At 44.8% G+C, this 24,863-nt stretch carries 17 protein-coding genes, 1 other RNA gene and 1 CRISPR repeat array; of the genes, 13 read left to right on the forward strand and 5 right to left on the reverse strand.

The features are described 5' to 3' along the window. Position 1: 1 nt before the first annotated feature. The 10 genes from vgrG to E2R65_RS12975 are packed head-to-tail and all read left to right on the forward strand — an operon-like array spanning position 2 to position 15,698. Positions 2–1,675 carry a type VI secretion system tip protein VgrG gene (gene vgrG, locus E2R65_RS12930; protein WP_134336889.1) on the forward strand — a complete coding sequence of 558 codons (1,674 nt, stop codon included), beginning with the start codon at positions 2–4 and terminating at the stop codon, positions 1,673–1,675. Positions 1,676–1,683: 8 nt separating this feature from the next. Further along, on the forward strand, positions 1,684–1,869 hold the full coding sequence (locus E2R65_RS12935; RefSeq protein ID WP_134336890.1) for a hypothetical protein: 186 nt from the start codon (positions 1,684–1,686) through the stop codon (positions 1,867–1,869). Beyond that, the gene (locus E2R65_RS12940) at positions 1,850–2,266 is read left to right on the forward strand and encodes a GPW/gp25 family protein (RefSeq protein ID WP_204986312.1); all 417 of its coding nucleotides are present in this window, start codon (positions 1,850–1,852) and stop codon (positions 2,264–2,266) included. The genes E2R65_RS12935 and E2R65_RS12940 overlap by 20 nt, the downstream gene beginning before the upstream one ends. Positions 2,267–2,290: 24 nt before the next feature. Further along, on the forward strand, positions 2,291–2,725 hold the full coding sequence (locus E2R65_RS12945; RefSeq protein WP_134336891.1) for a hypothetical protein: 435 nt from the start codon (positions 2,291–2,293) through the stop codon (positions 2,723–2,725). 15 nt (positions 2,726–2,740) lie between these two features. Beyond that, the gene (locus E2R65_RS12950) at positions 2,741–6,709 is read left to right on the forward strand and encodes a baseplate J/gp47 family protein (protein ID WP_134336892.1); all 3,969 of its coding nucleotides are present in this window, start codon (positions 2,741–2,743) and stop codon (positions 6,707–6,709) included. A gap of 34 nt (positions 6,710–6,743) precedes the next feature. Further along, positions 6,744–8,753 (forward strand): tail fiber domain-containing protein, encoded by a 2,010-nt coding sequence (locus E2R65_RS12955; protein ID WP_134336893.1) that lies wholly within the window; start codon positions 6,744–6,746, stop codon positions 8,751–8,753. A 12-nt stretch (positions 8,754–8,765) separates the two neighbouring features. Continuing rightward, on the forward strand, positions 8,766–11,201 hold the full coding sequence (locus tag E2R65_RS12960) for a hypothetical protein (protein WP_134336894.1): 2,436 nt from the start codon (positions 8,766–8,768) through the stop codon (positions 11,199–11,201). Between the two features lie 3 nt (positions 11,202–11,204). Beyond that, positions 11,205–12,656, forward strand: coding sequence for a hypothetical protein (locus tag E2R65_RS12965; protein ID WP_134336895.1), 1,452 nt, complete (start codon positions 11,205–11,207; stop codon positions 12,654–12,656). A 1-nt stretch (position 12,657) separates the two neighbouring features. Next, positions 12,658–14,355, forward strand: coding sequence for a contractile injection system tape measure protein (locus tag E2R65_RS12970; protein ID WP_134336896.1), 1,698 nt, complete (start codon positions 12,658–12,660; stop codon positions 14,353–14,355). Beyond that, complete coding sequence (locus tag E2R65_RS12975) at positions 14,340–15,698, forward strand: ATP-binding protein (RefSeq protein WP_134336897.1); 1,359 nt, start codon at positions 14,340–14,342, stop codon at positions 15,696–15,698. Before E2R65_RS12970 ends, E2R65_RS12975 begins: the two co-directional genes overlap by 16 nt. 9 nt (positions 15,699–15,707) lie before the next feature. Here E2R65_RS12975 and E2R65_RS12980 read toward each other — a convergent pair whose 3' ends face one another. Further along, positions 15,708–16,286: an eCIS core domain-containing protein gene (locus E2R65_RS12980; protein ID WP_134336898.1), complete on the reverse strand. Its 579-nt coding sequence runs from the start codon at positions 16,284–16,286 to the stop codon at positions 15,708–15,710. A 329-nt stretch (positions 16,287–16,615) separates the two neighbouring features. Here E2R65_RS12980 and E2R65_RS12985 point away from each other — a divergent pair, with 329 nt between their 5' ends. Next, positions 16,616–17,662 (forward strand): ligand-binding sensor domain-containing protein, encoded by a 1,047-nt coding sequence (locus E2R65_RS12985; protein ID WP_134336899.1) that lies wholly within the window; start codon positions 16,616–16,618, stop codon positions 17,660–17,662. 73 nt (positions 17,663–17,735) lie between these two features. Next, positions 17,736–18,085: direct repeats of the CRISPR family, unit length 46 nt; unit sequence GTTGTGATTTGCTTTCATTCTTTGAACAACTGATATTTGGAACAAC. Between the two features lie 108 nt (positions 18,086–18,193). Further along, a complete protein-coding gene (locus E2R65_RS12990) occupies positions 18,194–18,685 on the forward strand; it encodes a hypothetical protein (RefSeq protein ID WP_134336900.1) in 492 nt (163 codons plus the stop codon). A 111-nt stretch (positions 18,686–18,796) separates the two neighbouring features. Here E2R65_RS12990 and ssrA read toward each other — a convergent pair. The 4 genes from ssrA to E2R65_RS13010 all read right to left on the reverse strand — a co-directional run bounded on the left by ssrA (position 18,797) and on the right by E2R65_RS13010 (position 22,223). After that, positions 18,797–19,167: a transfer-messenger RNA gene (gene ssrA / locus E2R65_RS12995) on the reverse strand. A gap of 131 nt (positions 19,168–19,298) precedes the next feature. Beyond that, the gene (locus E2R65_RS13000; protein ID WP_134336901.1) at positions 19,299–20,360 is read right to left on the reverse strand and encodes an acyltransferase; all 1,062 of its coding nucleotides are present in this window, start codon (positions 20,358–20,360) and stop codon (positions 19,299–19,301) included. 67 nt (positions 20,361–20,427) lie between these two features. After that, positions 20,428–21,627: a pyridoxal phosphate-dependent aminotransferase gene (locus tag E2R65_RS13005; RefSeq protein WP_134336902.1), complete on the reverse strand. Its 1,200-nt coding sequence runs from the start codon at positions 21,625–21,627 to the stop codon at positions 20,428–20,430. A gap of 194 nt (positions 21,628–21,821) precedes the next feature. Next, on the reverse strand, positions 21,822–22,223 hold the full coding sequence (locus E2R65_RS13010) for a DUF1573 domain-containing protein (protein WP_134336903.1): 402 nt from the start codon (positions 22,221–22,223) through the stop codon (positions 21,822–21,824). A gap of 137 nt (positions 22,224–22,360) precedes the next feature. On the opposite strand from E2R65_RS13010, the gene E2R65_RS13015 reads away from it, so the two are divergent. Further along, the gene (locus E2R65_RS13015) at positions 22,361–24,790 is read left to right on the forward strand and encodes an alpha-ketoacid dehydrogenase subunit alpha/beta (RefSeq protein ID WP_134336904.1); all 2,430 of its coding nucleotides are present in this window, start codon (positions 22,361–22,363) and stop codon (positions 24,788–24,790) included. Positions 24,791–24,863: the final 73 nt, after the last annotated feature.

The following is a 24,863-nucleotide window of genomic DNA, read 5'->3' on the forward strand; positions in this document are numbered from 1 at the left end:
TATGCCCTATTCATCAACTAAAACGGATATTGTTAATGTAACTGTTACAAGCGGTGGCACAGAAATGCCCTTGGGTTATGGTTTGCTTAGTGTTGATGTGATACAAGATATCAACCGGATCTCTTATGCCTCGCTTACGTTAACCGACGGAGATTTTGCCTCAAAAGAATACCGGATCAGTGATTCTGACTTTTTTGACCCCGGTAACAGTATTACCATTACTATAAATTATAGCGGCGAATCATCTGGCAAGCGTGCGGTATTTACGGGGATCATTATTAAATATTCGTTAAAAAAAACTATTTCGGGCTGCATACTAAGTGTTGATATAAGTGATGCGGCCGTTAAGATGACCACCCAGCGTAAAAGCAGCATCTTTAACAAAATTACAGACAGCGACCTGATAGGCACCCTGATAGGCAGTTATAAAGGGGTAAGTGCAGGGGCAATAACCACTACCGCGGCCATACACGAGCGAATTGTACAATATTATACTTCTGACTGGGATATGCTATTAAGCCGTGCGGAAGTTAACGGCTTGCTTGTTGCTGCCGTAAACGGTGTGGTTTCTGCTGTAAAGCCATCTTTCGGGGCAGCTGCAATGTCTTTTGAGATTGGTAAGGACACGGTTTATGATTTTGATCTGCAGGCAGATGCACGCCATCAATATGCTGCAGTAACAACCCGTACATGGGATTTGGATACACAGCAAATAAGCGAATTAACATCTGATACGCGTTTTACTCTTAAGCAGGGGGTGCTTAAATCAAGCAACCTGGCCGCTGCCATGGGAAACTCTGATGATAGGATGGTATCCGTTATCCCGGTTAACGCACAGGAAGCAAGTGCCTGGGCAGACGCCCGTATGGTTAAAACCAGGCTATCTATGCTAAAAGGCAGTTTTAGCGTGGCGGGGGTAGGCGGTTTAAAACTTGGCGACAACATTGAATTAAAGGGCGCGGGCAATAAGTTTTCTGGTGAAAACATTGTAACCGGGCTTAAGCATCATATATCCGGTGGCAACTGGGTCACTACAATCCAGTTCGGCCTTTCGGCAGATTGGTTTTCGTCGGCCGTTAAACTTACCGATACTAAAGCTGCCGGGCTGTTGCCGGGCATCAATGGTTTACAGGTAGGCATTGTAGAAACATCAAACGGCGACCCGGAAAACCAATCGCGTGTAAAAGTAAGGATGCCGGCAATGGATAATAACGAAAATGCGATTTGGGCAAGGCTTACAACATTAGATGGCGGCTATAACAGGGGCATTTTTTTTTGGCCCGAGCCGGGTGATGAGGTAATACTTGGTTTTATTAATGACGATCCGCGTAATCCTGTCATTTTGGGGTCGGTTTATGGCCCCAAAAATCAACCTGTAGTAGCCCAAACCGAAGCAAATGGCCAAAAGGGCATCGTTACCAAGTCGGGGATGAAACTGCTGTTTGACGATGAAAATAAAACGCTCCGGATCCAAACATCCGATAATAATAAAATACTGATCGATGAGGATAGTAAACAGATCGAGATGAATGATGCGAATGGTAACAGCCTGACGTTAAGCAACGCAGGAATTGTAATGAAAAGCGCAAAAAATGTTATGATAAAAGCCCAGGGCGATATTGATATACAGGGCAAAGGCATTAAAATTAAAGGTTCAACAATAGATTTAATATAACCAGCGTAATGAACGAGATCACATTAACACTTCAGTTAGATGAAGTGAACAAGATTCTGGAGGCTTTAGGGCATCAGCCCTATATTACAGTTTTTGAACTGGTGAAAAGCATCCGGCAACAAGCTAAAGAGCAAATAGAAAAGGCAAGTGCGGCAGCAAATCATAACGAAGCAAATGGGGATAATGGAAAATAACGAAGCATTTTTAGGCAGGGGGTGGGGCTTTCCGCCGCAGTTTTTTTCTGGCGGCGCCCGTGTGGAAATGGTTTCTGCTGAGGTGGATATTCAGCAAAGTTTATACATTTTATTAACCACAGCCATAAAGGAACGGGTAATGTTCCCTGATTATGGGTGCGATCTATCCAACTACGTTTTTGAAGAGATTGGGCAAAGCCTGATCAATGCCATTGAAGGCAGCATATTTGATGCCATATTAAAAAATGAGGCCCGTGTAAAAACCGAGAACATTCATATTGAAAGGGCTGTAGATGAAACCGGGATATTGCTGATAGGAATTGAATATACCATTATGGCAACCAATAACCGCTACAATATGGTGTATCCTTTTTATATAAACGAAGCCACAAGATGAACGTACCCGGATTAAACAATTACTATGCTTGATACCATACTTGCAGACGGCGACCAGGCTATTTTTACCCCTGCTTTTGGAGTGGCGATAGTAATTGTGCAGCCGGGTAAGCTAACCGGTACCGGTAAAGGTACCGTAAACGGAAAAAAGATCTGCATTCAAGGTGATGAGAAGAACTTGGCAGTACCGGGATGTATGTATATCGCGCCTCCGTTTGTTATACCGGGTACAGGCACCCTTAAAATAGCTGCGTTAGCGAACGATCAGGTTGCAAAAACAGTAACGGACTCCGGAAAGGCAGTTATATTGAAGGGAAGCATGTTTACCGCAAAGTTTGAGGTGCAAAGCCCCGCTAAAGACCCCAGTATCCCCACAGCGCCGCCTAAGCCAGATGTGATGAGCGAATACACCGGTTTTGGCAGCTTTGTAAGTTTTAATGTTAAAGCGAATGCAGATTAGATTAAGCACCAGTAAATGATCAACGAATTAAAGCCCCAAAAACTTGTTTACCGGGATGGTATAAGCCAGGCACAACGGTTGGTAGCCGAGCTGGATCCGGATTATATTCGTGTGGAAGAGCGCAGCCTGGCCGACTTTGTAAAGTTTGCCAATGATTTTGCAGCGTACCTTAAATTCTTCAACTCAGAAAACGAAGCAGCGGGCAACTGGGGGGCATTTTTAAGCGGCGGGTTCGAGTATGGTTCACCAGATCAGCTTAACTGGCTTTCCGGCTTGATAGCTTACGCCGAAAACGGGCATGAATCTGCCGGGTACGCCAACCATGCAGATCAGTTTGCTAACCCGCATATTGTGCTGTTTATCACCTTTTTAAAGCTGTTGGGTAACATAAAGGTACAGCTTAACCAGTTCACCAAACAGCATCTCGACCTGTATTATTATCAGTTGTTAGGGCTCGATCAAAAGAAGCCTATCCCGGATGTGGTTAACTTTATTGTGCAGCTAACCAACGAGGTAGACGAATTAGTGCTTAAAAAAGGCACACAGGTAACCGCCGGCAAAGACAATTTGGGTAAAGACCGTGTGTATAACATCCAGAAAGACACGCTGATAACCAAGGCTGCCGTAGCCGGGATCAAATCATTGTATGCTGATAAGCGCCCGGTATATCTTGCAGATAAGTGGGACGAGAAAAATAAGCTGCGATCTGTAAAAGAAATGATGAGCATGGCACTCGGATATGACACGTTCGACCCGGATCAGTTTCTGGATGCCGATAAAAAAACAGATAAAGATTTAGTAAGCCGTACCGCACTAAAATATCAGTTATCAGACGACCATTTAACGGCCATAATTGACCTTTTTTCGACCCCGAAAAGCATCTTAAACGGTAATTATGTGGTAACGGCGCTTACAACGGCTTACCGGCGGCTGCAAATTAAAAATAAACAAAAACAGGCAGCAGGTTTGTTTGCATTTATTGAACTTTTGCTGGCTGATGCCGACGGCCGTTTGCCAAATTTTAACGGCCAGGCGGTTGACGAAAATATTTTTCTGCAAATTAATAAGGCGCTGCTTGATAAGGCCGATACCCTGCGGGGCCCAGCACTGTTATATGCCACCAAAGAACTTTTATTATCCGTAGCTGATTTTAGCACCCTTGCCGCATACGTGCAGAAACGCGAACTTGATGAGCGCGACTGGGCGCAGGTATATGCCCTGTTAGATGTTGTTTTACAGAAAAAAGGGATCGCTGCTGTTGTGCCGCCGGATACGGAGTGGCTGGACATGGCAAAAGAAGACGACCTGAAAGCTGCCATTATGCAGGGCGAAACAGGCCATGCCCGCGCTTTTGGGCGGGTTAGCGCCGGCAACACTTTGTACCCGGCAATAGGCCTGGCCATCGCTTCACCTAAATTTGTATTGAATGACGGTAAGCGGGTAATAGATATTTACCTGTCATGCACGCAAATAAATGGGCTGGAAAAAGCCCGGCTGCAGCAGGAGTTAAACAGCAAGGCAAAAAAAATGCCCCCTTTCCGTATGATGCTGAGTGCAGACGGCGGGTGGAAAGAAATTGCAGTGAACGAGCTGTCGTTTGATGATTTTATACGTACAGGCAATAGTACGGCACTTCCCGGTCTGTCTTTCAGTAACGGTAAAATTAGTTGCGCAAGTGCACAGTTCGCCAAAGCAGATGTGGGCAACTACGTGGTTGACGCCGGCGGGCAGGTGTACCTGATAGAGGGTTACATCGATCAGAAAAATGTAGAGGTTACGCTTAAAGCTACCGTAGCCGCCGCGGCAAACAACCAAAAATACGCCGCAAATGATGTTTACCTGAATGCGCTCCGCATCCGCTTAAATATGGATGAAGAAGTTACTACGGTTACAGATGTGCCGGTGTTGCCTAAAGGCTTACTGAAAGAATATGGCGGGCAGCCCATGCTGGCTATGGTGCTTAACAACAGCGGCGGCAAGCAAAACCCGGCATATATTAGCTGGTACCAGTTGCTGCACCAGTTGGTTATCCAAAAAATACGGGTAGATATTGCCGTTACAGGCATCAGGGCGTTAACCTTGCAAAATGATTTTTCGGTACTGAGCCCTAAAAAGCCATTCGAGCCTTTTGGTACGGTGCCGCAGGTGGGTAACCGCTTCTATTTTTCGCACAGCCAGCTGGCGGGCAAGGCCATTGATGCCTTAACCTTAGATTTTGAGTGGCTAAACGCCCCGCAGGATTTTAAGGCTTACTATGCCAATTATCGTAAAGTGGCGGATGAAGAGATCAACAACTCCAATAAGCCCATCACCGGGAATGAACATTTTTTAGGCAAGCTGGAGCTGATAGATAACGAAGATGCAACCCCGCTTGGCAACATTAAGCTTTTTGCCAGGAATGCGCCGGTTAGCATCCGCGGAAGTTTTGAGGATATCCCCGTTGATAAATTAAATACCGGCGAAGATGTTGTTAACTGGAAGCGGTATTTTAGCCTGGAGCTTTTAACAGATTTTAACCACGCAGCCTATACCGCTTTGTTAACCAAACAAGCGCTGGCGTATGATGATAAGGCAATCAGAGCCTATACATTAAATGCGCCCTACGTACCTAAAATAAAGCAATTAACGGCGGGCTACACCACATCCTTTGAGATACTGCCCGGCAAGCCCGATGATTCCGCCCGTTTAATAGGCATCGAAGCATTTGGTTACAGGGAGTTAAGCCCCGGTAATGCAGGCGGGATGCGTTTGGTGCCCTTATTTGCCCATGCCGGCGAGTTGTTTATCGGCCTGAAGGGTTTGGGCAGGCAGCAGCAGTTATCGCTGTTGTTTCAGCTGGCCGGGGGCACTGCCAACCCCGAATTGCCATCGCCGGTAATTACCTGGAGCTATCTTAAAAATGAGAACTGGATCGCTTTGCCGGCATCTGCTGTAGTAAGCGATACGACCAACGGCCTGGCCAATACCGGCCTGGTAGAAATAAACATACCCGGCGATATCAGCAATACCAACCGTTTGCTGGGCGATGATCTGTACTGGCTAAAAATATCCGTAAACGAATACAGCGACGCCATACCCGATCTGATAGATATTGTTGCCCAGGGCGTGAATGCATTATTTATTAACCAGGGTAACCATGCGTCGCATTTTACAGCGCCCCTGGCGCCCGGCAGCATCAGGGCAACGGTACAAATGGTTGCCGGTATTAAAAAGCTCGATCAGCCCTTTGCTTCAGTTGGGGGCAAACCGCAGGAAACAGAAGCACAGTTTTATGTACGCGTTAGCGAACGCTTAAGGCATAAAAACCGTGCCCTTGCCGTTTGGGATTACGAAAGGCTGATACTGGGCCAATTCCCCGAAATTTATAAAGTTAAATGTATGCCCGGCACGTTTTCTGACAGGCCCGAGGATATAGGCAAGGTTGATATCATCGTGATCACCAATACGAAGGGCCTGCATGCCTTTGATCATTTTCAGCCTAAAGTACCTGCCGATCTGCTGCTGCGCATCACCGGTTACATGGAACAACGCATCCCGCCTTTTGTAAGCATTAAAGTGCGCAACCCGGTATATGTAAAAATAAAGGTTAAAACCGGGGTAAGAATTAAAAAGGGCTATAGCGAAGCATATTACAGGCTACAGCTGGAGCAGGACCTGAAACAGTTTCTTTCCCCATGGGCTTTTGATGATCATGCAGATATTATTATCGGTGGCAATATATACCATAACGCCATTGTGAATTTTATTGCCCGCCAGCCGTATATAGATCATGTTGCAACCATCAAGCTGTTACAAAGCACCGGCGATGACCCCTACAGGGAGGTAAAATCTGCCGGGAAGGCTGCCGCTGCAAACCCGGATATGATCTTGGTTTCGGCGCCGGCGCACGATATCAGCCTGCTTACCGATGACGAGTTTTTACCAAGCTCCATGGCAGGCATCGGCTACATGCAAATAGATAATGATTTTGTTGTAATTACATAACCTGAGTATCACATTTATATTAACCAATAAAAAAATGATAAAAAGTAAAGCAGATCTGAAAGCACTGTTCAAAAAAAACAGCGTACCTACCGAAGCTGATTTCGCCGATCTGATCGAATCGGGCCTTAATCAAAGCGATGACGGCATCCGTAAAGGCCCCGGTGATCCGCTAAGTGTGGTTGCCGGTGGCGAAACACAGGAATTGTTTTCTTTTTTTAACTCCGTAGACGCTAAGAAACCAAGCTGGAAGATCAATCAAAATCCTTCAAAAAACGCTAAAACAGGCTTTAATATTTATAACGATACCAGGGATACCTGTTTGTTTATAGACGAAAAAACAGGCAATACGGGTATTGGCAGCACAACGCCGGGCGTTAAGCTTGATGTTGTAGGCGCTGTACATATTGGCAGCGAGGATGACGCCGGCTTTAACCAACAGGGTTTATATTTAAACTGGAACCGTACCGGAAGGGCCGGCGAATCAAACTTCATCAACCATAAAGGCCAGGGCGTTGGCGGGTTTAGTTTCCACAACTCTGATGGTACCACTATCAGCGATGCGCTGTTGTATATACAAGGCAATGGCAATGTTGCTGTAGGGGCGGGCAAAAACACCGATTATAAGCTGGATGTTAACGGTACTGTTAACGTAAGCGGTGCGCTTACCTCAAAGGGAATAACTTTAGTGGATACTGGCGTAATAAAGATGATTGGTGCAACAGATGTAGCGGTTGACAGCAACGATATGGGCTTATACTCAACGCTTGAGGGCCGTTATGTGCGCCTGGTTACCAATAATGCCCCGATATTATTTTTTACAGAAAAATTAGGCACGCAAATTTCCGGTAACATCACGGCTATGGCTATTGCGCGGGATGGTAATGTAAGTATTGGCGCCGGCATTACCCCTGCAACTAAATTGCATGTAAACGGTGCGGTAAAAATCAGTAAGGATAGTAACGCAAACTATTATACCAAAGGCGAAGGTGCATACATCGGTTTTGATGGCGCCGGTTTTAAAGAAACAAATTTTGTTAATAACGGCGGCGGCAAAACCAGCTTTTCATTCCAAAAGTGTGATGATGAAAAGATAACCGGCACGTTGCTGAATATACAAAGCAATGGTATTGTAAGCATCGGTGCGCCCGAAATTGCCAATGCCAGGCTGGATGTTAGCGGCAATATCCGTGTATCCGGCGATGTTACCAGCGATTATAAGGATTACAGCAAAGTACAGGGGGCCTATTTAAGCTGGAATTCAAGCAGCGGCAATGGTGAAACTGATTTTATAAATAACTTTGGCGGTGCCCCGGCATGGGGTGGTGGGTTTGTATTTAAAGAGACAGGGCCCAACAGCAGTATGGCGGAGTTGGCTATGATCACCAGGTCCAGAGGCCTTGAGATCAATAAGATAGCCGTTAAAACAGAGCTACAAGTAAAAGGGGCGGTTGTAACAGGTTCTGATATCCGCATCAAAAAAGATATTACCACTACCGATTCCATTAAAAATCTGGAGGTATTAAGTAAACTTAACATTACCGAATACCGCCACATAGACCCTGGTACTTTTGGGAATAGCTTACGTAAAGGGCTGATAGCACAGGAAGTTGAAACAGTATTCCCCGAGGCCGTTGTTACCAGGACAGAATTTTTACCGGGCATTTTAGCAGCGCCCAAACAAATATCAGAAACAAACGGGGTGGTTACCTTTACCATGGTTGACCCCCATAACCTTGCCGACAACGATATTGTGAAAATACAAACACTGCGCGGCAGTGTGCCTAAGCTAATTAAGCTGATAGATGAAACCACTTTTAGTGTAGAAGGTACCGCTGCCGAGTATGAAGGCGATGTTATGGTGTATGGTAAACAAACATATGATTTTAAGATGGTAGAGTATGACCGTTTGTACTTACTTAACCTGAGCGCAACCCAGCAGCTGGTTAAAGAAAATGCCGAGCTGAAAGCTAAGAATGCCGCCTTAGAGGCCTTGCTTGCCGGCTTTGAACAGCGTTTAACCGCATTAGAAAGATCAACGAATTAATTGCTGCTTAAAATGGAAACCTTAAACCATCCCGTAACGCTTACCAATACCCCGCCCGAACACCCCGGGATGGATTTTGCCGCCTTGCGGCAGGAGGGGATAAACCATTTACAGCATTTAGCCGGCAACACCTGGACAGACCATAACATACACGACCCCGGTATTACAATATTAGACCAGCTTTGCTATGCGCTTACAGATCTTAGCTACCGCATTAGTTTGGATATTGGCGACCTGCTTGCGCGGCCGGGTGACGATACGTACGGCAGTTTATTCAGCCCTGCACAGATCCTGACCACAAGCCCGGTTACCATTACAGATTTTCGTAAAGTGTTACTGGATATACCCGGTGTTAAAAACGCCTGGATAGAAAAGATAACAGATCCGCAGCCCCCCATCTATTTTAATCCGCAAAAAAACACCCTCTCGCTGCATTATGACGAAAGATCATCTGCAGATACTGCGCCGGCTTCCTTACAGCAGGTTAAAATAAAAGGGCTTTATAAGGTACTGATCTCTAAAAGTAACCGCGATCATTCTGACAGTAATTTATTACAACAGGTAAATGACAGGCTGCAGGATTGCCGGGGCTTATGCGAGGATTTTGAACCGGCGATGATCATGGCCGAAGAAAAGATCACGCTTAAGGGCACTATCGAGGTGATAAACACCGAAGATGTAAACCGTTCGGCTGCCGAAATATTGTACCGGTTATCAAGCTGGTTGTTGCCGGGGATAAACTTTTACACCCTGCAGCAAATGCTGGCCAAGGGTAAAACTGTTGACGAAGTGATGGATGGCCCGGCCCTGCAGCATGGGTTTATTGATGATGATGAGCTAAACCTGTTTAACCGCCGCCCCAAGCTGTTCGCGTCTGACCTCATCCGCGAGATCATGGCCATGCCCGAGGTTAGGATCATAGATAATGTTTTAATGAGCACCGCCGTAAAGCCCGGTAACAGCTGGATACTTGATCTGGATACTAACCGTACACCGGCGCTTGATTATGAAGCCTGCCTGGATAGCCGCAACGGGCTTACCTTTCAAAAGAACGGGCAGGTTTTACAAGTAAACACTGAAGCAGTTTTAAGTTATTTAGCGCATTATAAAAAGGCCGAGAGTAAAGAAATTTTAAAGCCCGCGGAGCGGGACATCGTTCCGCCAAGGCCGGCGGTAAGCAATTTAGGCGCTTATTATTCCATCCAGAACCATTTCCCGCAGATCTACGGGATCGGCGAAACCGGCCTGCCAGAATCGGCCCCGGCAGAACGGAAGGCACAGGCCGGTCAGCTTAAAGCTTACCTGTTATTTTTTGAGCAGATCCTGGCCAACTATTTTGAACAGGCCGCAGGTTTAAAAGATCTGTTTTCGTTCCATAATATGGATATCAAAACATATTTCCATCAATCGCTTGCAGGCAAAATACCGGGTGTGGAAGAGTTGCTGGATGAAAAATATACCGGCGTAATAGCCGACCTGACGGAATCCAGAGAAAACGCTTTAAACCGTAAAGACCGCTTTTTGAACCACCTGCTGGCAAGGTTTGGCGAAAGCCTTACCGATTATTCGTTATGGCTGAACAACGAACATCGTTTAAACGATGGCAAGCTAAATGCCAACATGCTTTTAACGGCAGACCCGGCGCAGATGGAAAAAGAAAGGCTGGAATCGTATAAACTGAAGCTGGTGAAGGATAAGCTGACCTTTTTGCAGCATTACCCCGCCATAAGCAGCCAGCGTGGTAAAGGGTTTAATTACACACAGCCCGCATGGCGCAACGAAAATGTTTCTGGCCTGGAAAAACGCATAGCAGGCAAGCTGGGCATTAACAACCCTAAAACAGGCAGCTTAACAGATAATACCGGCGGCTTTTATATGGTAGAGCATATTTTATTACGCCCCATGCCGGCAGATAAAACCATTGTAGACCGGTTTATGCTGCCATCGTATTTTTCGGAATTTAAAAAGGATAAGGATGGGCTTGCCATTTGTACATCGCAGGCGCACGGGCTGCAAAATGGCGAAGTGATAGTGATAAGGGATAAAGACCAGGATAGCAGCTATACGGTATCAGAAGTGCTGGTAAATAGTTTTAAGATAGATGCCGCATACAACGCAGGCACTATTGCCGCAAGGGCAAAAAACGGCGAACCGCCGCTGGGATGGGTACGAAGGGATATCAATTCAACCATTTTTGCCTTTACGGGCGAGGGTGAACAGGGTGTAGTACGCGATCCTTATTCTTTCCAGCTTACGTTTGTGTTTTCAGACAGTAACGAACGGTTTATCGATAAAAATTTCAGAAAATTTGTGGAAAGCACCATTCGCGAAGAAACGCCTGCCCACCTAACGGTGTATATCCAATGGATGGCAGATGAGGCATTAAAGCGGTTCGAGAGTGCCTACCGGGTTTTTCTGGGGCAATTAGAAATATTAAGGAAACCCTAACCCATGGCAAACGAAAATTATTTGTTGCGCGGCGTGCGCAATACCCTGCTCGATATGCTTTTGAACCCTGTAGCGGTTACCTACCCGTTATTCGATCTGCCGGTGCAAGCGGTAAACGAGATGGTTTTGTATGATAGCACAGCCGCATTGGTTATCAGCAACAGCCAGCCCGATGTAACCTATCAGTTGTTTGAGGATATTGATGAACCGGGCAAAGCATATCATACCGATACCCCGGGAGAGCTTACCATACCAACGGGTAAACTTACCAAACAGGTGCATGCATTCCGGGTAAAGGCAACAAAAATGTACCCGCCATTTCGCAGTAATAACCTGTATCAGGTGGTTAACATCAGGGTAGGGGTAAACGTTGGCCTTGAGGTTATCCCGCAAAAAACTGTACTAAATTATAGTGAAAAAGTAGTATTAACCGTTAAAAACGCCCAAAAAGGTGCGTGGTATTCCGTTGTGTATTTTGCCGGCGAGATAAACGCACTGCCCCCAAAACAACTGTTAACGGTTGATAACGAAGCCGATCTGGAAACGATACTTATGCCCGCCGGGCCGGCTGCTTTTTGCATCAGTAAAAAGTTTTTGGGCGATAATGCCGATCTGCAACTGGAAACAACTTACGGCCTGCGCGAAGATATGGAGCTGCGGGTATTTGTTGATGATGCCAATACCGGGCTTACCGGTTTATTAAATGCAGCCGTTATCATCGGTGTTATGCCTGATATTAGCCTGCCGGCAGTTTGGTACAGCCAGCAATCTAAAAGCCGGTACAACAAAACGGGGGCGGCAGATTATGGAAGCGCGGCAGGGGTAAGGCTTAAATTATCGCAGTCATCGGTAAAATATCGCCTGCGCCTTGATGCAATGGATGGCCCGGATACCAAAACGGATATTTATTTAAGCGATTGGGTAAACGGAGTGGCCGGGGTGCTGGATATACCCTTAATTGAATTGACAACCGAAGATATGCTGTTGACCGTTATTGCCGAAAAGGTAATCCGGCCGCTTGGTGCCGCTTTAACCCAAAGGGTAGTGATACCCGTTTATCCGGCACATGATAAAACATTTACTGTTGTGGACAGCCAGGACCCGCAAGCCGGCAAAACCATAAAAGTTGGCAATGCACAAAGCGGTATTCTGTACCAGTTACGTAATACTGCTACCAATGAACTTATCGTTCCGCCGGTTTTTTATCATCGTAATTATGGCATTGGTAATACCCGTATTTGCGGCGACAGCAAAGCCGCATCATTTGATGAAAATGCGGTAATGAGTGATGACTGGTGGATAAAAAGTTTATTTGTTGTTGGCAATAGCAGCACGGATGATGAGGTGCTGTTACCGGTTGGCCCCCTAACAGCTGATACATCTTTTGAGGTGATCGCAACAAAATCAACCACCGGGTTCTCCAAAATAATTGGTACCATAAGCGTTAACTTTTAGCATGCCCAGCAATCCACATGTTATTAAACGACAGTTGATCGACCTGCGGATCGACAAGCGGCTGGATACTGCACAGATACAGGACAAGGTATCCCGGTTGTTTGAAACCGATATATTGCCCATAATTGACCGGTACCTGAATACGCTTGGCAACCCCGATGACACCTATCGTATAGATCATCTCGAAATTGATCTGGGGGTGATCCATGCGGCCAGCATCGGGGAAGAAATAAAGAAACGCCTTACCTCTCAGCTGGAACTTAAGCAGCTAAAGGCTATTCCGTTTACAGGCCAGGCACAATCTTACGGCCACAGCGGGGGTTCAACAGCCGCGCATCAAACAGAAGCCGATCTGATTGCGCATTTTTTGCGTACAGGTACATTTCCGTGGTGGGCAAAGGAAGTTAATAGCACCGTGTTAAAAAATGCGCTGGATAGTTTATTAACAAAAGAAGCCGCTGCGATCAGTAGCTTACTTGGCCCGCTTTTGGCCAGCCCGGCATCGCTAAAACGTTTGATTTTTGTTTGTGATGATACAACCCTGTATCAAATTACCGGCAAAATAAAACCTGCGCATAATTTTAATGCCGAATGGCAGGCCTATTTATATAAAGCTTTTACGCCGGTGTTAAGTTTAAACCCATACAGGCAATTATGGTGGGCCAGCGCTTTGCAACAAACGGTAACCGCTGCGCTACCCGGAAGCATCGCCCCGGCAATACTTATCCTGTTTTTTGATACGCTGGCGAAAGCAGAATTTGCAACCTTAAATAAGTTACCCGGAAAAGGATCTGCAGCTAAGGTATTAGCTTTTTACGATGACAAGGTAAGGGCGTTAAATGTGCTGCTAAGTACAGTTTTTGGCGGGCCTATTCATACCGGCGGTACCCTGCAGGATCAGATTACGCAACTCAGCAAAACGGCAGAAAGACTTTTTAATTCGCATACAAAGCCGCAGCATCATACCGATACCGGTGCAGCGGTTGCAACTATACAGTCGTTATTTGATGTTGTAAGAATGCACTTCGGTTTTAAACCCGGCTTACAGCAGGATAAGGCCGTTTCTGGCGGGTTGAAAAAAATGGCCGGCCCGGATGATATTTATGTAAAACAGGTACCCTCTTTAGCATCGCCGGTTGATGAGTTTTCAGATGTCATTGCAGAAGCAACCGATGTTTTCAGTGACTCGGATAAGCTGTATATTAACTATGCGGGTTTGGTTTTGCTGGCGCCTTTTATCAGTCGCTTTTTTAAGAGTATCAACCTTGCCGACGGTAAATCATTTACCGATGAAGAAGCTGCCGAAAAAGCCTGCCTGTTGTTGCAATACCTGGCTGCCGGTAAAGATTGGGAACGTTTTGAGCCACACCTTACCTTAAACAAGCTTTTGTGTGGCATGGAGTTGTATCGGCCGGTTAATGTACAGCTGGAAATCAGCCCAAGCGAGTTGGAAGCTGCAGACCACCTGCTGGCTGCAGTAATAGCCAATGCGCCATTATGGAAAACACTATCTACAGACGGGCTGAGAAGAACTTACCTGCAGCGCGAAGGAATATTGAGCAGCCGTGACGGCAACTGGCTTTTGCAGGTAAAAAGAGAAACATACGATATACTGATCGACCGGCTTCCGTGGTCGGCAAGGGTGGTTAAACTCCCGTGGATGAAGAATTTAATTTTTGTAGAATGGCAACTGGATTAAAACAAAATATCAATAAAAACTCGGCGTTCTTAACGCTCGAACTGGAATGGCTCAGGCGGCTGATAGATCTTCGGATCAGGCTATATTTTGAGGATCAGCCCGAATTAAAATCGCTGGAAGAAATCCCGCCGCCATCAACCGGAAGCGAAAACGGAACCTATGCGGATTTTATCATCAGCAATGATCTGCAGGTTGCCGACCGTATCTTACTGATATTAAGCCTTGCGCCCTATTTTAAACCGGAACTGCTGGATATGTTTTATGCCCGCAATACAACCTACGATAAGCGGTTTTCGGAATTTGGCGGGCCAGAAAATAGCTCGGGCACCTTTATACCAACAGTAGAAACCGCCTTGTTTTTACTTGCAGGCAGCGACCTGGAATTACGATTTGCGTTTTTAAAGCTTTTTGATCCGGATAAGTACCTGCTTAAGAACCGGGTTATCAACCTGGTTAACAGCGATAAAAATCCATCTATATTCAATTCAACCATCCAGGTATCAGCAGAGTATCTGGAGTATTTTATCAGCGGGGCTTTAAAAAATATGGATTATAACCATGATTTCCCGGCGAAGCTGATCACCACACCTTTAGCCTGGCAAGATGTGGTATTGGCAGCCACCAGCCGCGATGGTATTGAAGAAATAATAGATTGGGTACAGCATAGCGATGCTGTGCTAAAGTTACAAGGTACCGCAAAGCGTTTAAAGCCTGGCTACAAGGCTTTGTTTTACGGCCCGCCCGGTACAGGTAAAACGTTAACGGCAACGCTAATAGGCAAAGTAACGCAGCGCGATGTTTACCGCATTGATCTTTCGCTGGTGGTATCGCGCTACGTTGGCGAAACGGAGAAGAACCTTGCCAAGATTTTTGATATGGCAGAAAATAAGAGGTGGATCTTGTTTTTTGACGAAGCCGACGCCCTTTTTGGTAAACGAACGGATATCAAAAGCTCTAACGACCGGTTTGCCAACCAGGAAGTTGCTTACTTACTGCAGCGCATAGAAGAACATAATGGCATTGTAGTACTGGCCTCAAACTTAAAAGATCATATCGACAAGGCATTTTTAAGAAGGTTTCAAACCATTGTTCATTTCCCGGTGCCGGCGGCAGAAGAGCGTTATTTGCTTTGGAAAAGTGCATTCCCGGATAATATGCAACCGGCAAAAGATGTAGACCTGCAGGCCGTGGCCGAAAAATATGTGTTATCAGGCGGGGCAATTATAAACGTAATGCGGTATTGCTGCGTAAAAGCCATCAAAAATAAGGCGAAGACAATAGCTGCAAAGGATATTGAAGCGGCAATAAAAAAGGAATTACAAAAAGACGGGATATTGTTTTAACGTTTTTTATTAGAGGCTGGAAGAGCCGGCAAATGAATTGGCTCTTGCGCCCATCACGTCAGATTCTTTTTCCAGCCCGTTATCGTCATTAACAGCAATTTCTCCTTTTAATTGGATGGTGGGCTTCACCCGACCCTGCTTTTGCTGAACAACGTGCCAGGCCTCATGTGGTAAATGCTCTTCCTGGCCCGGGGCTATGTGTATATCAGTACCCTGGGCATAGGCATGTGCCTGCATTTGGGCGGGTTGAGCTGAATTGTAATGTACTTTTACATCATCCATACTTAAACCAGAAAGGTTTTCTACACCTGCCTTTAATTGGGCTGGTAGGCCGGTACCCTTCGTTTGCCTTTGTATGGGCTGCATAGGTTTATGAGCGGTATAACGATTAGCCATAGCTTGTAGCTGCACCGCCTGCCGGGTTTGGGGGCTATGCTGGGCCGCTGTTTGGGATTGTTTTTGCACCACAGTATCCTTGCGGTTATCAACAAGTTGAATAGTTGCTGCCTGGTTGCTGCGTTTCTGCACAACATCAGCGATGTTAGATGAAGGTGCATGTGCCTGTTCGCGGTTGTCGTAGCTAAACATAGGTTTAAGATTCAAAAACGTTTGTAAAAAGCGGTAACCGCTGCAAAAATGTTTACTAAAATAGTAAATTCATCCCAATAAATATACATTGCGTTACAGCGGATCAATAGATGATTTGTAAAAAATAAAACTGAAAGCCGATGTGGCAAATAAGCCATGTACAAGCTGTTAGCAAATGATAGCTATATCTTTTATAAAAAGTGAAAAGCACTTATGCCGCTGGCAGCTGATCGACTGCAATAATTTGTTCTTCGTATCAGGATTACAGCAAAAATTAAACAGCTAAATTTATTAAACCAATTAAAAAATATTAAGTAATTAAAAAGCAAATGATCAAATACATCAACAAATATGCTTTGTTTCTGGCGCTTATTTTTTGCACTGCCTGCGCATATAACCAATCAGAAGGAAAAAGGATCATCATAACCCCACAAAACAAAGGTGTTACAACTCCTTACGGCCCTAACGGGATCACCCGGAATATCATACAAGACCACAAGGGCAACATTTGGATAGCTACATTTGATGGTGTTTTTAAATACGATGGAAAGTATTTTACCAACATTACCAGTAAAGTGACTTCGGCCCGCTTCTTTTCGATTTTGGAAGATAGAAAAGGCAACTTTTGGTTCGGCTCTGTCGGTTCAGGTGTTTATTATTACGATGGCAAATTATTTAGACATTTTACAACCGAAGAAGGGCTTCTTAGCAACGGAGCCGGTAGTATTTATGAAGATAAAAAAGGCAACATCTGGTTCGGTTCCGGCGGGGCAAGCCGATACGATGGGAAGTCCTTTCGGAATTATATCTTAAACGGGAATGCCATGTATGAGGATACGAATGGAAAAGCTATTCAGAAAAAACAGCTTTATGGTGTTGGCCCTATCATGGAAGATAAAAACGGAGTATTTTGGTTTGGCGCAGATGGCGTGTTTCGATACGATGGGAAATCGTTTACCGCTTTCACCCATAACGGCAAACCTTTTAAGAATACCCGTTCGATCATCAAGGATAAGAAAGGGAATATCTGGCTGGGTGGAGCAGAGGGCCTTTGGCGTTATGACGGCAGTGCGCTTACGCATTTTACGCAGAGGTTTGTTGGTTACATTATGGAAGATAAAAAAGGTAACATTTGGATCAGTTCAGGAAGGAATAGTTACCAGGGCTGGGCACTTTCCCGCTATGATGGAAAGTCATTATCTGATAAAACCCCTATAGTGACCACGATATCAAATAAACAAATGACCTTCGGTATCTTAGAAGATAATAAAGGAGATATTTGGTTTGGTGACTTCAATGGAGTGCATCGTTATGATGGAAAAACCATTACCAGTTTTAACAGTAAAAAAGCTAAAAATAACGTAAAGTTGCTTTAACCCGTTACCATACCAAATAGATGAGGATCATGTATCCATAAAGAGTTAGATAAAGCATTGGCATACTGCGTGTATTGTGATTTGCTTTCATTCTTTGAACAACTGATATTTGGAACAACCCGCAACGGACGGCACAACAAGCATTAAAAGTTGTGATTTGCTTTCATTCTTTGAACAACTGATATTTGGAACAACCCAAATATCTGTATTGAGGTTTGTGGATCTGTTGTGATTTGCTTTCATTCTTTGAACAACTGATATTTGGAACAACTCTACAGATATTGGTTGTGGATTACCAAAAGTTGTGATTTGCTTTCATTCTTTGAACAACTGATATTTGGAACAACGGTTACTGTCATTGTCAGCATCTTCCACAGGTTGTGATTTGCTTTCATTCTTTGAACAACTGATATTTGGAACAACACTTAAAGATCGGTAAGATGCTTTACCGGCTATACCGATTTACAAGCCCTACATACAAACGAATTGGGCCAGCCTATTGATTTTGTATCAACCCGTAATAACCATCATATGGCCGTATATCGCGATGAAAATGGGAAAATGCAGGAAAACACCGTATCATTTTGGGAGGCAGTTAAACGCCGGAAGGCAAAACTGCCCGTTATCGTTAAAGAGCCGGCTGCTATGTGGGATCTGGTGATCAATTCGGGCTTGGAAGACCAGGAATTAATGAAGGGCCTGCCGCAACCTAACTGGGTTTATCAAACCTCGTTACAGCAAAATGAAATGTTTGTATTCGGTTTAACTGAAGATGAATTAAACCAAGCTATCCAAACTAATAACCACGCACTTATTAGTAAGCATTTATACCGTACACAAAAAATGTCTAAAAAATCATCAGGTGCAATTGATTTGTGGTTTAGGCACCACTTAGAAACAAAGCTTGATGACAGCGCGACATCTAAAGAGTTGAAAAAGTTTATAAATGTAGCCAGTCTTGGAGCAATGAATGGATTAAAAGTGAAGGTAGATAATATCGGTAGCGTTATGAAGATATCTTAAAGCCGTATTTAACGGGTATTGTACTTGCATTTCACAGCTTGCCTGATCTGGCACTTTTTCCCTCCAAAACATAAATAGCCCATAACTAATTGAATTAGTTATGGGCTAAAAAAGTGGAGCCGGAGGGATTCGAACCCTCGTCCAAACATGGTATAAGGTAAGCTTTCTACATGCTTAGCTGTTATTTAATTGTAGGGATTAGGGAAGGTTAACCGCATACCTGTACCTTAATCCTTAGGTGCTTTGTTTCGCTTGCTTTCCACACCTTAAAGCAGGCTATTTCCGTTTTTCGATGCCCCGGTTGCCGATCCAACAGAACAGAAAACCGGCGGGACAAAAGCTATGCTAATTCTAAATTAGGCAGCTAAGGCGTAGTTATTTTCGCCATTTGTAAGTTTGAGTGTTCAGATTTAAGCGCTAATTCACCCAACGCGCTGCATGCTTACTTATTTATCTCCATCCTGTCAATTCCGGTCGACCCCATTATGTAGAGTTGGCTTGATATGCCGATTGGTACCTGCAAATATACAATATAAGTTGGCACTAGGCAGTTAACAGTTTGCATTTTTGACAAATTAATGCTAATCAGCCGTTGGCTTATTTTTGTTTTTGCTTACCCTACAACGTATTTGATAAGGGGTAGTTTGCTCAAAGTAAAAATTAATAGCCAGGATACTAAAAAACAGGCTATGGCAATAAGCGGTATGCTTAGTACCGGGGGTAGTATATGATAATCAATATCCATCAGCTCAAAACCATTTAACACCAGCGCATGGCTCAGGTAGATGCCCAGCGTATATTTGCTTGCATTTTGGATGGTCTTATTGATGATTGGGTTTAATTTAAAACTGCTGTTTTTTGCCGTAAGGAAAGCGGCCGAAGAAAGCACCAATACAAATGGGCCAATAGGTTCGTAAAACAATGTAAGTAAGCCCTTGCTGCGTAATTGTAAATAATAGGTGCCCGCCGTAATAATGCCGGCGAATGATACAAACAAGGCAACGGATATAAATAACTGCCCCCGGATACTGAATTTTTTATAGGCAAGATAATATCCAAGCACCAGGTAACCAATATAGCCGGTAAAGTTATGCAGATCTATAGCGGTATTAAAAATTGTTAAATAAGGCTCGCTTACAATCATGGCAACAAACCAGATGAGTAAAAAGTACAGCAGCTCTTTTTCGCTTGCATTACGTACAAATTTGCTTAATACAGGGATAAACAGGTATAAACCAAATAGCAGGTACACATACCATAAATGATAATAACTGCCATTTTTAAGCTGGTAATAAACGATATGCGCGTTAGTGCGGATGCTATCGGTAAACGTAATAACTTCTATGTACCATTGATAGGCAATATATACCAGGCTCCAGAACAGAAAGGGAATAATAAGCCTGCCTATCCGTTTTTTAAGAAAACCCGTAAGCTTGTATTCACGATGCAGCAGCAAGGCCCCGGTAATCATTACAAAAACAGGTACGGCAAACCTTGTTAGCGCATTATAAATATCGGCCGCCAGCCAGTGGTGTATAGGCGAGCTATCGTATTTAAAAAGCAGGGGAGAAGCCGTATGCAGTACAATTACCGCAAACATGGCCACCAGCCGCAGATTATTTATCCAGCAAATGTTTTGAGTGCCGCTTTGCGAAATACCGTCGCTGAATTTCATGGGTTTTCAGGTTGCAGTTTGCTTTTTGAATATATAACTATTTAAGCAAACTGCCAACCGGCAACTACTAAAGTACCCGCCCCGGATATTGCTTAAGCCCTTCGGCTAAACATTCCATGGCCTTGTTCAGGTCGTTGTTATTTAATACATAGGCCATGCGTACTTCGTTTGTACCGGCGCCTTCGGTGCTGTAAAAGCCCGTTGCAGGGGCCATCATCACGGTTTGGTTATCATGACTAAAGCTTTCCAGCATCCACTGGCAAAACTTATCTGCGTTATCAATCGGGAATTTGGCCACTACATAAAAAGCACCGCCCGGGTTGGGGCAGTAAACACCTTCAATTTTATTAAGTGCGGTTACCAGCGTGTCACGGCGCTGGGTATATTCTTTATTTACAGCGGTAAAATATTCATCCGGGGTGTCAACCGCGGCTTCGCCGGCAATCTGCTCAACCATACCTGGTGATAAACGTGCCTGGGCGAATTTTAAGCCTGCTGCAATTACTTCTTTGTTTTTGGTGATCAGGCAGCCTAAACGGGCGCCGCAGGCGCTGTAGCGCTTGCTTACGGTATCCATCACAATCACATTGTCATCCAGCCCGCTTAAGTGCATGGGCGATATAAACTGGCGGCCATCGTAACAAAACTCGCGGTATGCCTCGTCACTAAACAAGTACAGATCATACTTTAGGGCAAGTTCTTTAAGCGCATCCAGCTCGGCCTGCGAGTATAAATATCCCGTGGGGTTATTGGGGTTGCAAATAATTATCGCCTTTGTTTTATCGGTTATCAGCTTCTCAAACTCGCTGATTGGCGGCAGGGCAAAACCGTTATCTATGTAGGATAAGATGGGTTTTACCACAATATCGCACTGGTTGGCAAAACCGTTATAGTTAGCATAAAACGGCTCGGGGATGATCACCTCATCGCCTTGATCCAAGCAGGCCATCATGCCAATCGTAATTGCTTCAGATCCGCCTGTTGTAACAATTATATTTTCGGGGCTAATGTTATAACCCAGCTTATTATAATATTCGGTAAGCTTTTTACGATAGCTCAGGGTGCCTTCGGACGGGGTGTAAGCCCACACTTTAAAATCAATGTTTTTGATGGCGTTAAGCATACCCTCGGGGGTTTCAATATCCGGCTGGCCAATATTAATATGATACACTTTTTTGCCTTCCAGCTTGGCTTTATCGGCAAATGGGGTTAGCTTACGTATAGGTGATGCGGGCATTTGCTGCCCTTTGTGCGAAATTTTTGGCATGGCACAAAATTAGTAAAAAAATATGCCTGTAAGAAGCCCCCTCTAATCTTCCCAATATGGGAGACTTAAAAAAACTTCAAAGCCCTCTCCTCGGAGACGGGTTGGGGAGAGGCACATAAAAAAGGCATCCATAAATGGATGCCTTACGATATTTTTTCTCTTATCTCCTTCTAAAAGGGCCGGGAAGAGGCTTTTTATTTACTTGCTGCAGGTGTTTTGGCAATTACTTCGCCTACAATATTTAAATATTTAGTAGGGGTTTTTGCGTTTGATGTAACCACAATCGTTTTGTTGAACGGCTGTGCAGCAGCTGCGTTATAAGTAATTTTAATGTTACCTTTTGCACCTTTTAAAACTGGTGTTTTGGTGTAATCTGCTATAGTACAGCCACATGTTGGTTTAACTTCTGTTAATATCAAAGGCTCTACGCCAACATTGGTAAACTCAAATACGGTGGTAACCGGGGTGCCCTGTGGTATTTTACCAAAATCGTGTTTTTCCTCGTTAAATTTAAACTCGGGTTTAGTGTCGGTTTGGGCCGATGCGTTATAGGCAAAACCTAAAACTACGGCACATATCAATAATATTTTTTTCATGGTTACGTGTTTGATTATTACAAATATAAAAGGTTTAACCTAAATTCAAAACTATTGTAAAAACTATATGTTTTAAAACTACCCATAATAAAAACCAAATAGAAATTCCTAATTTTACCGCCTAAACAAAATTTTATATGCCCGAAACTGTAATACACACTGGCATCGAAAATGCTGCCGAACTCAGTTTTGACGATTTTAAAAAAATTGTGATCGATGATTACCGTGTTGGCTTTCAAAGCCGCCAGGCCAGTATTATTGGCCGGCGCGAAGTGCTGACAGGTAAAGCCAAGTTTGGTATTTTTGGCGACGGTAAAGAAGTTGCCCAACTGGCCATGGCCCGCGCTTTTCGTAAAGGCGACTGGCGTGCAGGTTATTACCGCGACCAAACTTTTATGTTTGCTACCGGTATGAGCAATCTTAAAGAGTTTTTTGCACAGCTATATGCCAACCCCGATATCGAAAAAGACCCCGCATCTGCCGGCAGGCAAATGAATTGCCATTATGCAACCCGCTTTGTTGATGCTGATGGTAACTGGACCAACCAGGCCGAAACCATGAACTGCGCTGCCGATATTTCCACCACGGGCGGGCATATGCCGCGTTTACTTGGTTTAGCTTATGCTTCTAAATTATATCGCCAGAATAAGGAGCTTGAATATTTAAAGCAATTCTCGGTTAATGGAAACGAGGTTGCCTTTGGTACCATTGGCAACGGCTCAACATCCGAAGGGCTGTTTTTTGAAGCCTTTAATGCCGCGGGGGTTTTACAGGTGCCTATGGCAATTTCCATCTGGGATGATGCCTACGCCATATCTGTACCGGCAAGGCTGCAAACCACCAAAGAGGATATTTCGGAAGTTTTAAAAGGATTTCAGCGGGATAGCAAAGGGAACGGATATGAAATATTCAAGGTTCGCGGATGGGATTATGTAGCCCTTTGCGAAACCTATGAACGGGCAATAAAAATTTGCCGCGAAGAACATGTGCCTGTTTTGATCCACGTGATTGAAATGACACAGCCTCAGGGTCACTCCACATCCGGCAGCCACGAGCGTTATAAATCAAAAGACAGGTTAAGCTGGGAAGAAGAGCACGACTGCCTTTTAAAGATGCGCAGTTGGATGGTAGAATCGGCCATTATATCTGCCGCAGATATGGACGAACTGGAGGCTGAAGCTAAGAAATATGTACGTACCTGCCAGCGCGAGGCATGGGCCGAATTAGAAATTGAGATAAAGGCCGAAATGGCACAGGCTGTGGATCTGATCGATAAGATCGCTCAGTCATCTGCCCAGCGGGATGAACTGGCCGCGATGGTTACTTCCCTGCAAACCTGTGTAGACCCGGGCCGCCGCGATACCATTGCCTGCGTACGTAAGGCTTTACGCTTAACCGTTAAAGAGAAAAGCGAGGCGAGGCAAAGCTTGCTGAACTGGTTAGCTGCCGAAAAAGATAAAAATACTGAACGCTTTAATTCAAAGTTGTTTACAGATACGCCTAAGTCACCTTTATATGTACCGGTTATTGCAGCCGAGTACACCAATGATGCAAAATTGATGGATGGCCGTGAGGTATTGAACGCCTGTTTTGACAAGAATTTTGAGCGTGATAAATCTATTGTGGCCTTTGGTGAAGATGTAGGTGCCATAGGCGACGTAAACCAGGGGTTTGCCGGCTTACAAGGCAAATATACCGATCTGCGGATCACCGATACCGGCATCCGCGAAGCCACTATTATAGGGCAGGGAATGGGTTTGGCCATGCGTGGCTTAAGGCCTATTGCCGAGATCCAGTACCTGGATTACCTGTTATACTCCATTACCGTTTTAAGTGACGACCTGGCCAGCTTAAGCTACCGTACCCGCGGTGGCCAAAGTGCACCACTTATTGTGCGTACCCGCGGGCATCGCTTAGAGGGGATCTGGCATTCCGGCTCGCCGCTTGGCTTTATTTTAAATGCTTTACGTGGTATGCATATCTGCGTACCGCGCGATATGACCCAGGCTGCAGGTATGTATAATACCCTACTGCGCGGCGATGAGCCTGCACTGGTTATCGAATGCCTTAACGGGTATCGCTTAAAAGAAAAATTGCCTGCTAATGTGGGCGAATTTACCGTGCCTTTAGGCAAGGCCGAAATCTTGAAAGAAGGGTCGGATATTACGGTTGTTTCTTACGGTTCAACCCTGCGTATTGTAATGGAAGCCGCGGAAGAGCTGGAGAAAATGGGCATTAACGTAGAGGTGATAGACCCGCAAACGTTGTATCCGTTTGATACCGAAAACGTTTGTGGTAAATCCTTACAAAAAACCAACAAGTTGCTGGTGGTAGATGAAGATCTGCCGGGTGGTGGTTCTGCATTTATCCTGCAAAAGATCATCGAACAGCAAAATGGATATTATGCACTGGATGCGCAACCTAAAACACTTTGCGGCGCCGAACACCGGCCGCCATACGGTTCGGACGGCGACTACTTCAGCAAACCATCAAATGATGATGTGGTGGAAGCTATTTACAAAATGATGAACGAGGCTAATCCGGGTAAATATCCTGCAATATTTTAAGTGTGGAATTGATTATACTTATTTTTGTATTATGGAAACATTGATTATACAGCCTAAAACTGAAGAGTAATTA

It is taken from the genome of Mucilaginibacter phyllosphaerae, from assembly GCF_004378255.1.
In the GTDB taxonomy this organism is placed as follows: Bacteria; Bacteroidota; Bacteroidia; order Sphingobacteriales; family Sphingobacteriaceae; genus Mucilaginibacter; species Mucilaginibacter phyllosphaerae.

Coding starts and splice junctions, on each gene's coding strand:
- E2R65_RS12940 (WP_204986312.1), top strand. CDS start 1,850: ATGGGGATAATGGAAAATAACGAAGCATTTTTAGGCAGGGGGTGGGGC.
- E2R65_RS12980 (WP_134336898.1), bottom strand. CDS start 16,286: ATGTTTAGCTACGACAACCGCGAACAGGCACATGCACCTTCATCTAAC.
- E2R65_RS12965 (WP_134336895.1), top strand. CDS start 11,205: ATGGCAAACGAAAATTATTTGTTGCGCGGCGTGCGCAATACCCTGCTC.
- E2R65_RS12975 (WP_134336897.1), top strand. CDS start 14,340: ATGGCAACTGGATTAAAACAAAATATCAATAAAAACTCGGCGTTCTTA.
- E2R65_RS13015 (WP_134336904.1), top strand. CDS start 22,361: ATGCCCGAAACTGTAATACACACTGGCATCGAAAATGCTGCCGAACTC.
- E2R65_RS12970 (WP_134336896.1), top strand. CDS start 12,658: ATGCCCAGCAATCCACATGTTATTAAACGACAGTTGATCGACCTGCGG.
- E2R65_RS13000 (WP_134336901.1), bottom strand. CDS start 20,360: ATGAAATTCAGCGACGGTATTTCGCAAAGCGGCACTCAAAACATTTGC.
- E2R65_RS12990 (WP_134336900.1), top strand. CDS start 18,194: ATGGCCGTATATCGCGATGAAAATGGGAAAATGCAGGAAAACACCGTA.
- vgrG (WP_134336889.1), top strand. CDS start 2: ATGCCCTATTCATCAACTAAAACGGATATTGTTAATGTAACTGTTACA.
- E2R65_RS12945 (WP_134336891.1), top strand. CDS start 2,291: ATGCTTGATACCATACTTGCAGACGGCGACCAGGCTATTTTTACCCCT.
- E2R65_RS13005 (WP_134336902.1), bottom strand. CDS start 21,627: ATGCCAAAAATTTCGCACAAAGGGCAGCAAATGCCCGCATCACCTATA.
- E2R65_RS12960 (WP_134336894.1), top strand. CDS start 8,766: ATGGAAACCTTAAACCATCCCGTAACGCTTACCAATACCCCGCCCGAA.
- E2R65_RS12950 (WP_134336892.1), top strand. CDS start 2,741: ATGATCAACGAATTAAAGCCCCAAAAACTTGTTTACCGGGATGGTATA.
- E2R65_RS13010 (WP_134336903.1), bottom strand. CDS start 22,223: ATGAAAAAAATATTATTGATATGTGCCGTAGTTTTAGGTTTTGCCTAT.
- E2R65_RS12985 (WP_134336899.1), top strand. CDS start 16,616: ATGATCAAATACATCAACAAATATGCTTTGTTTCTGGCGCTTATTTTT.
- E2R65_RS12955 (WP_134336893.1), top strand. CDS start 6,744: ATGATAAAAAGTAAAGCAGATCTGAAAGCACTGTTCAAAAAAAACAGC.
- E2R65_RS12935 (WP_134336890.1), top strand. CDS start 1,684: ATGAACGAGATCACATTAACACTTCAGTTAGATGAAGTGAACAAGATT.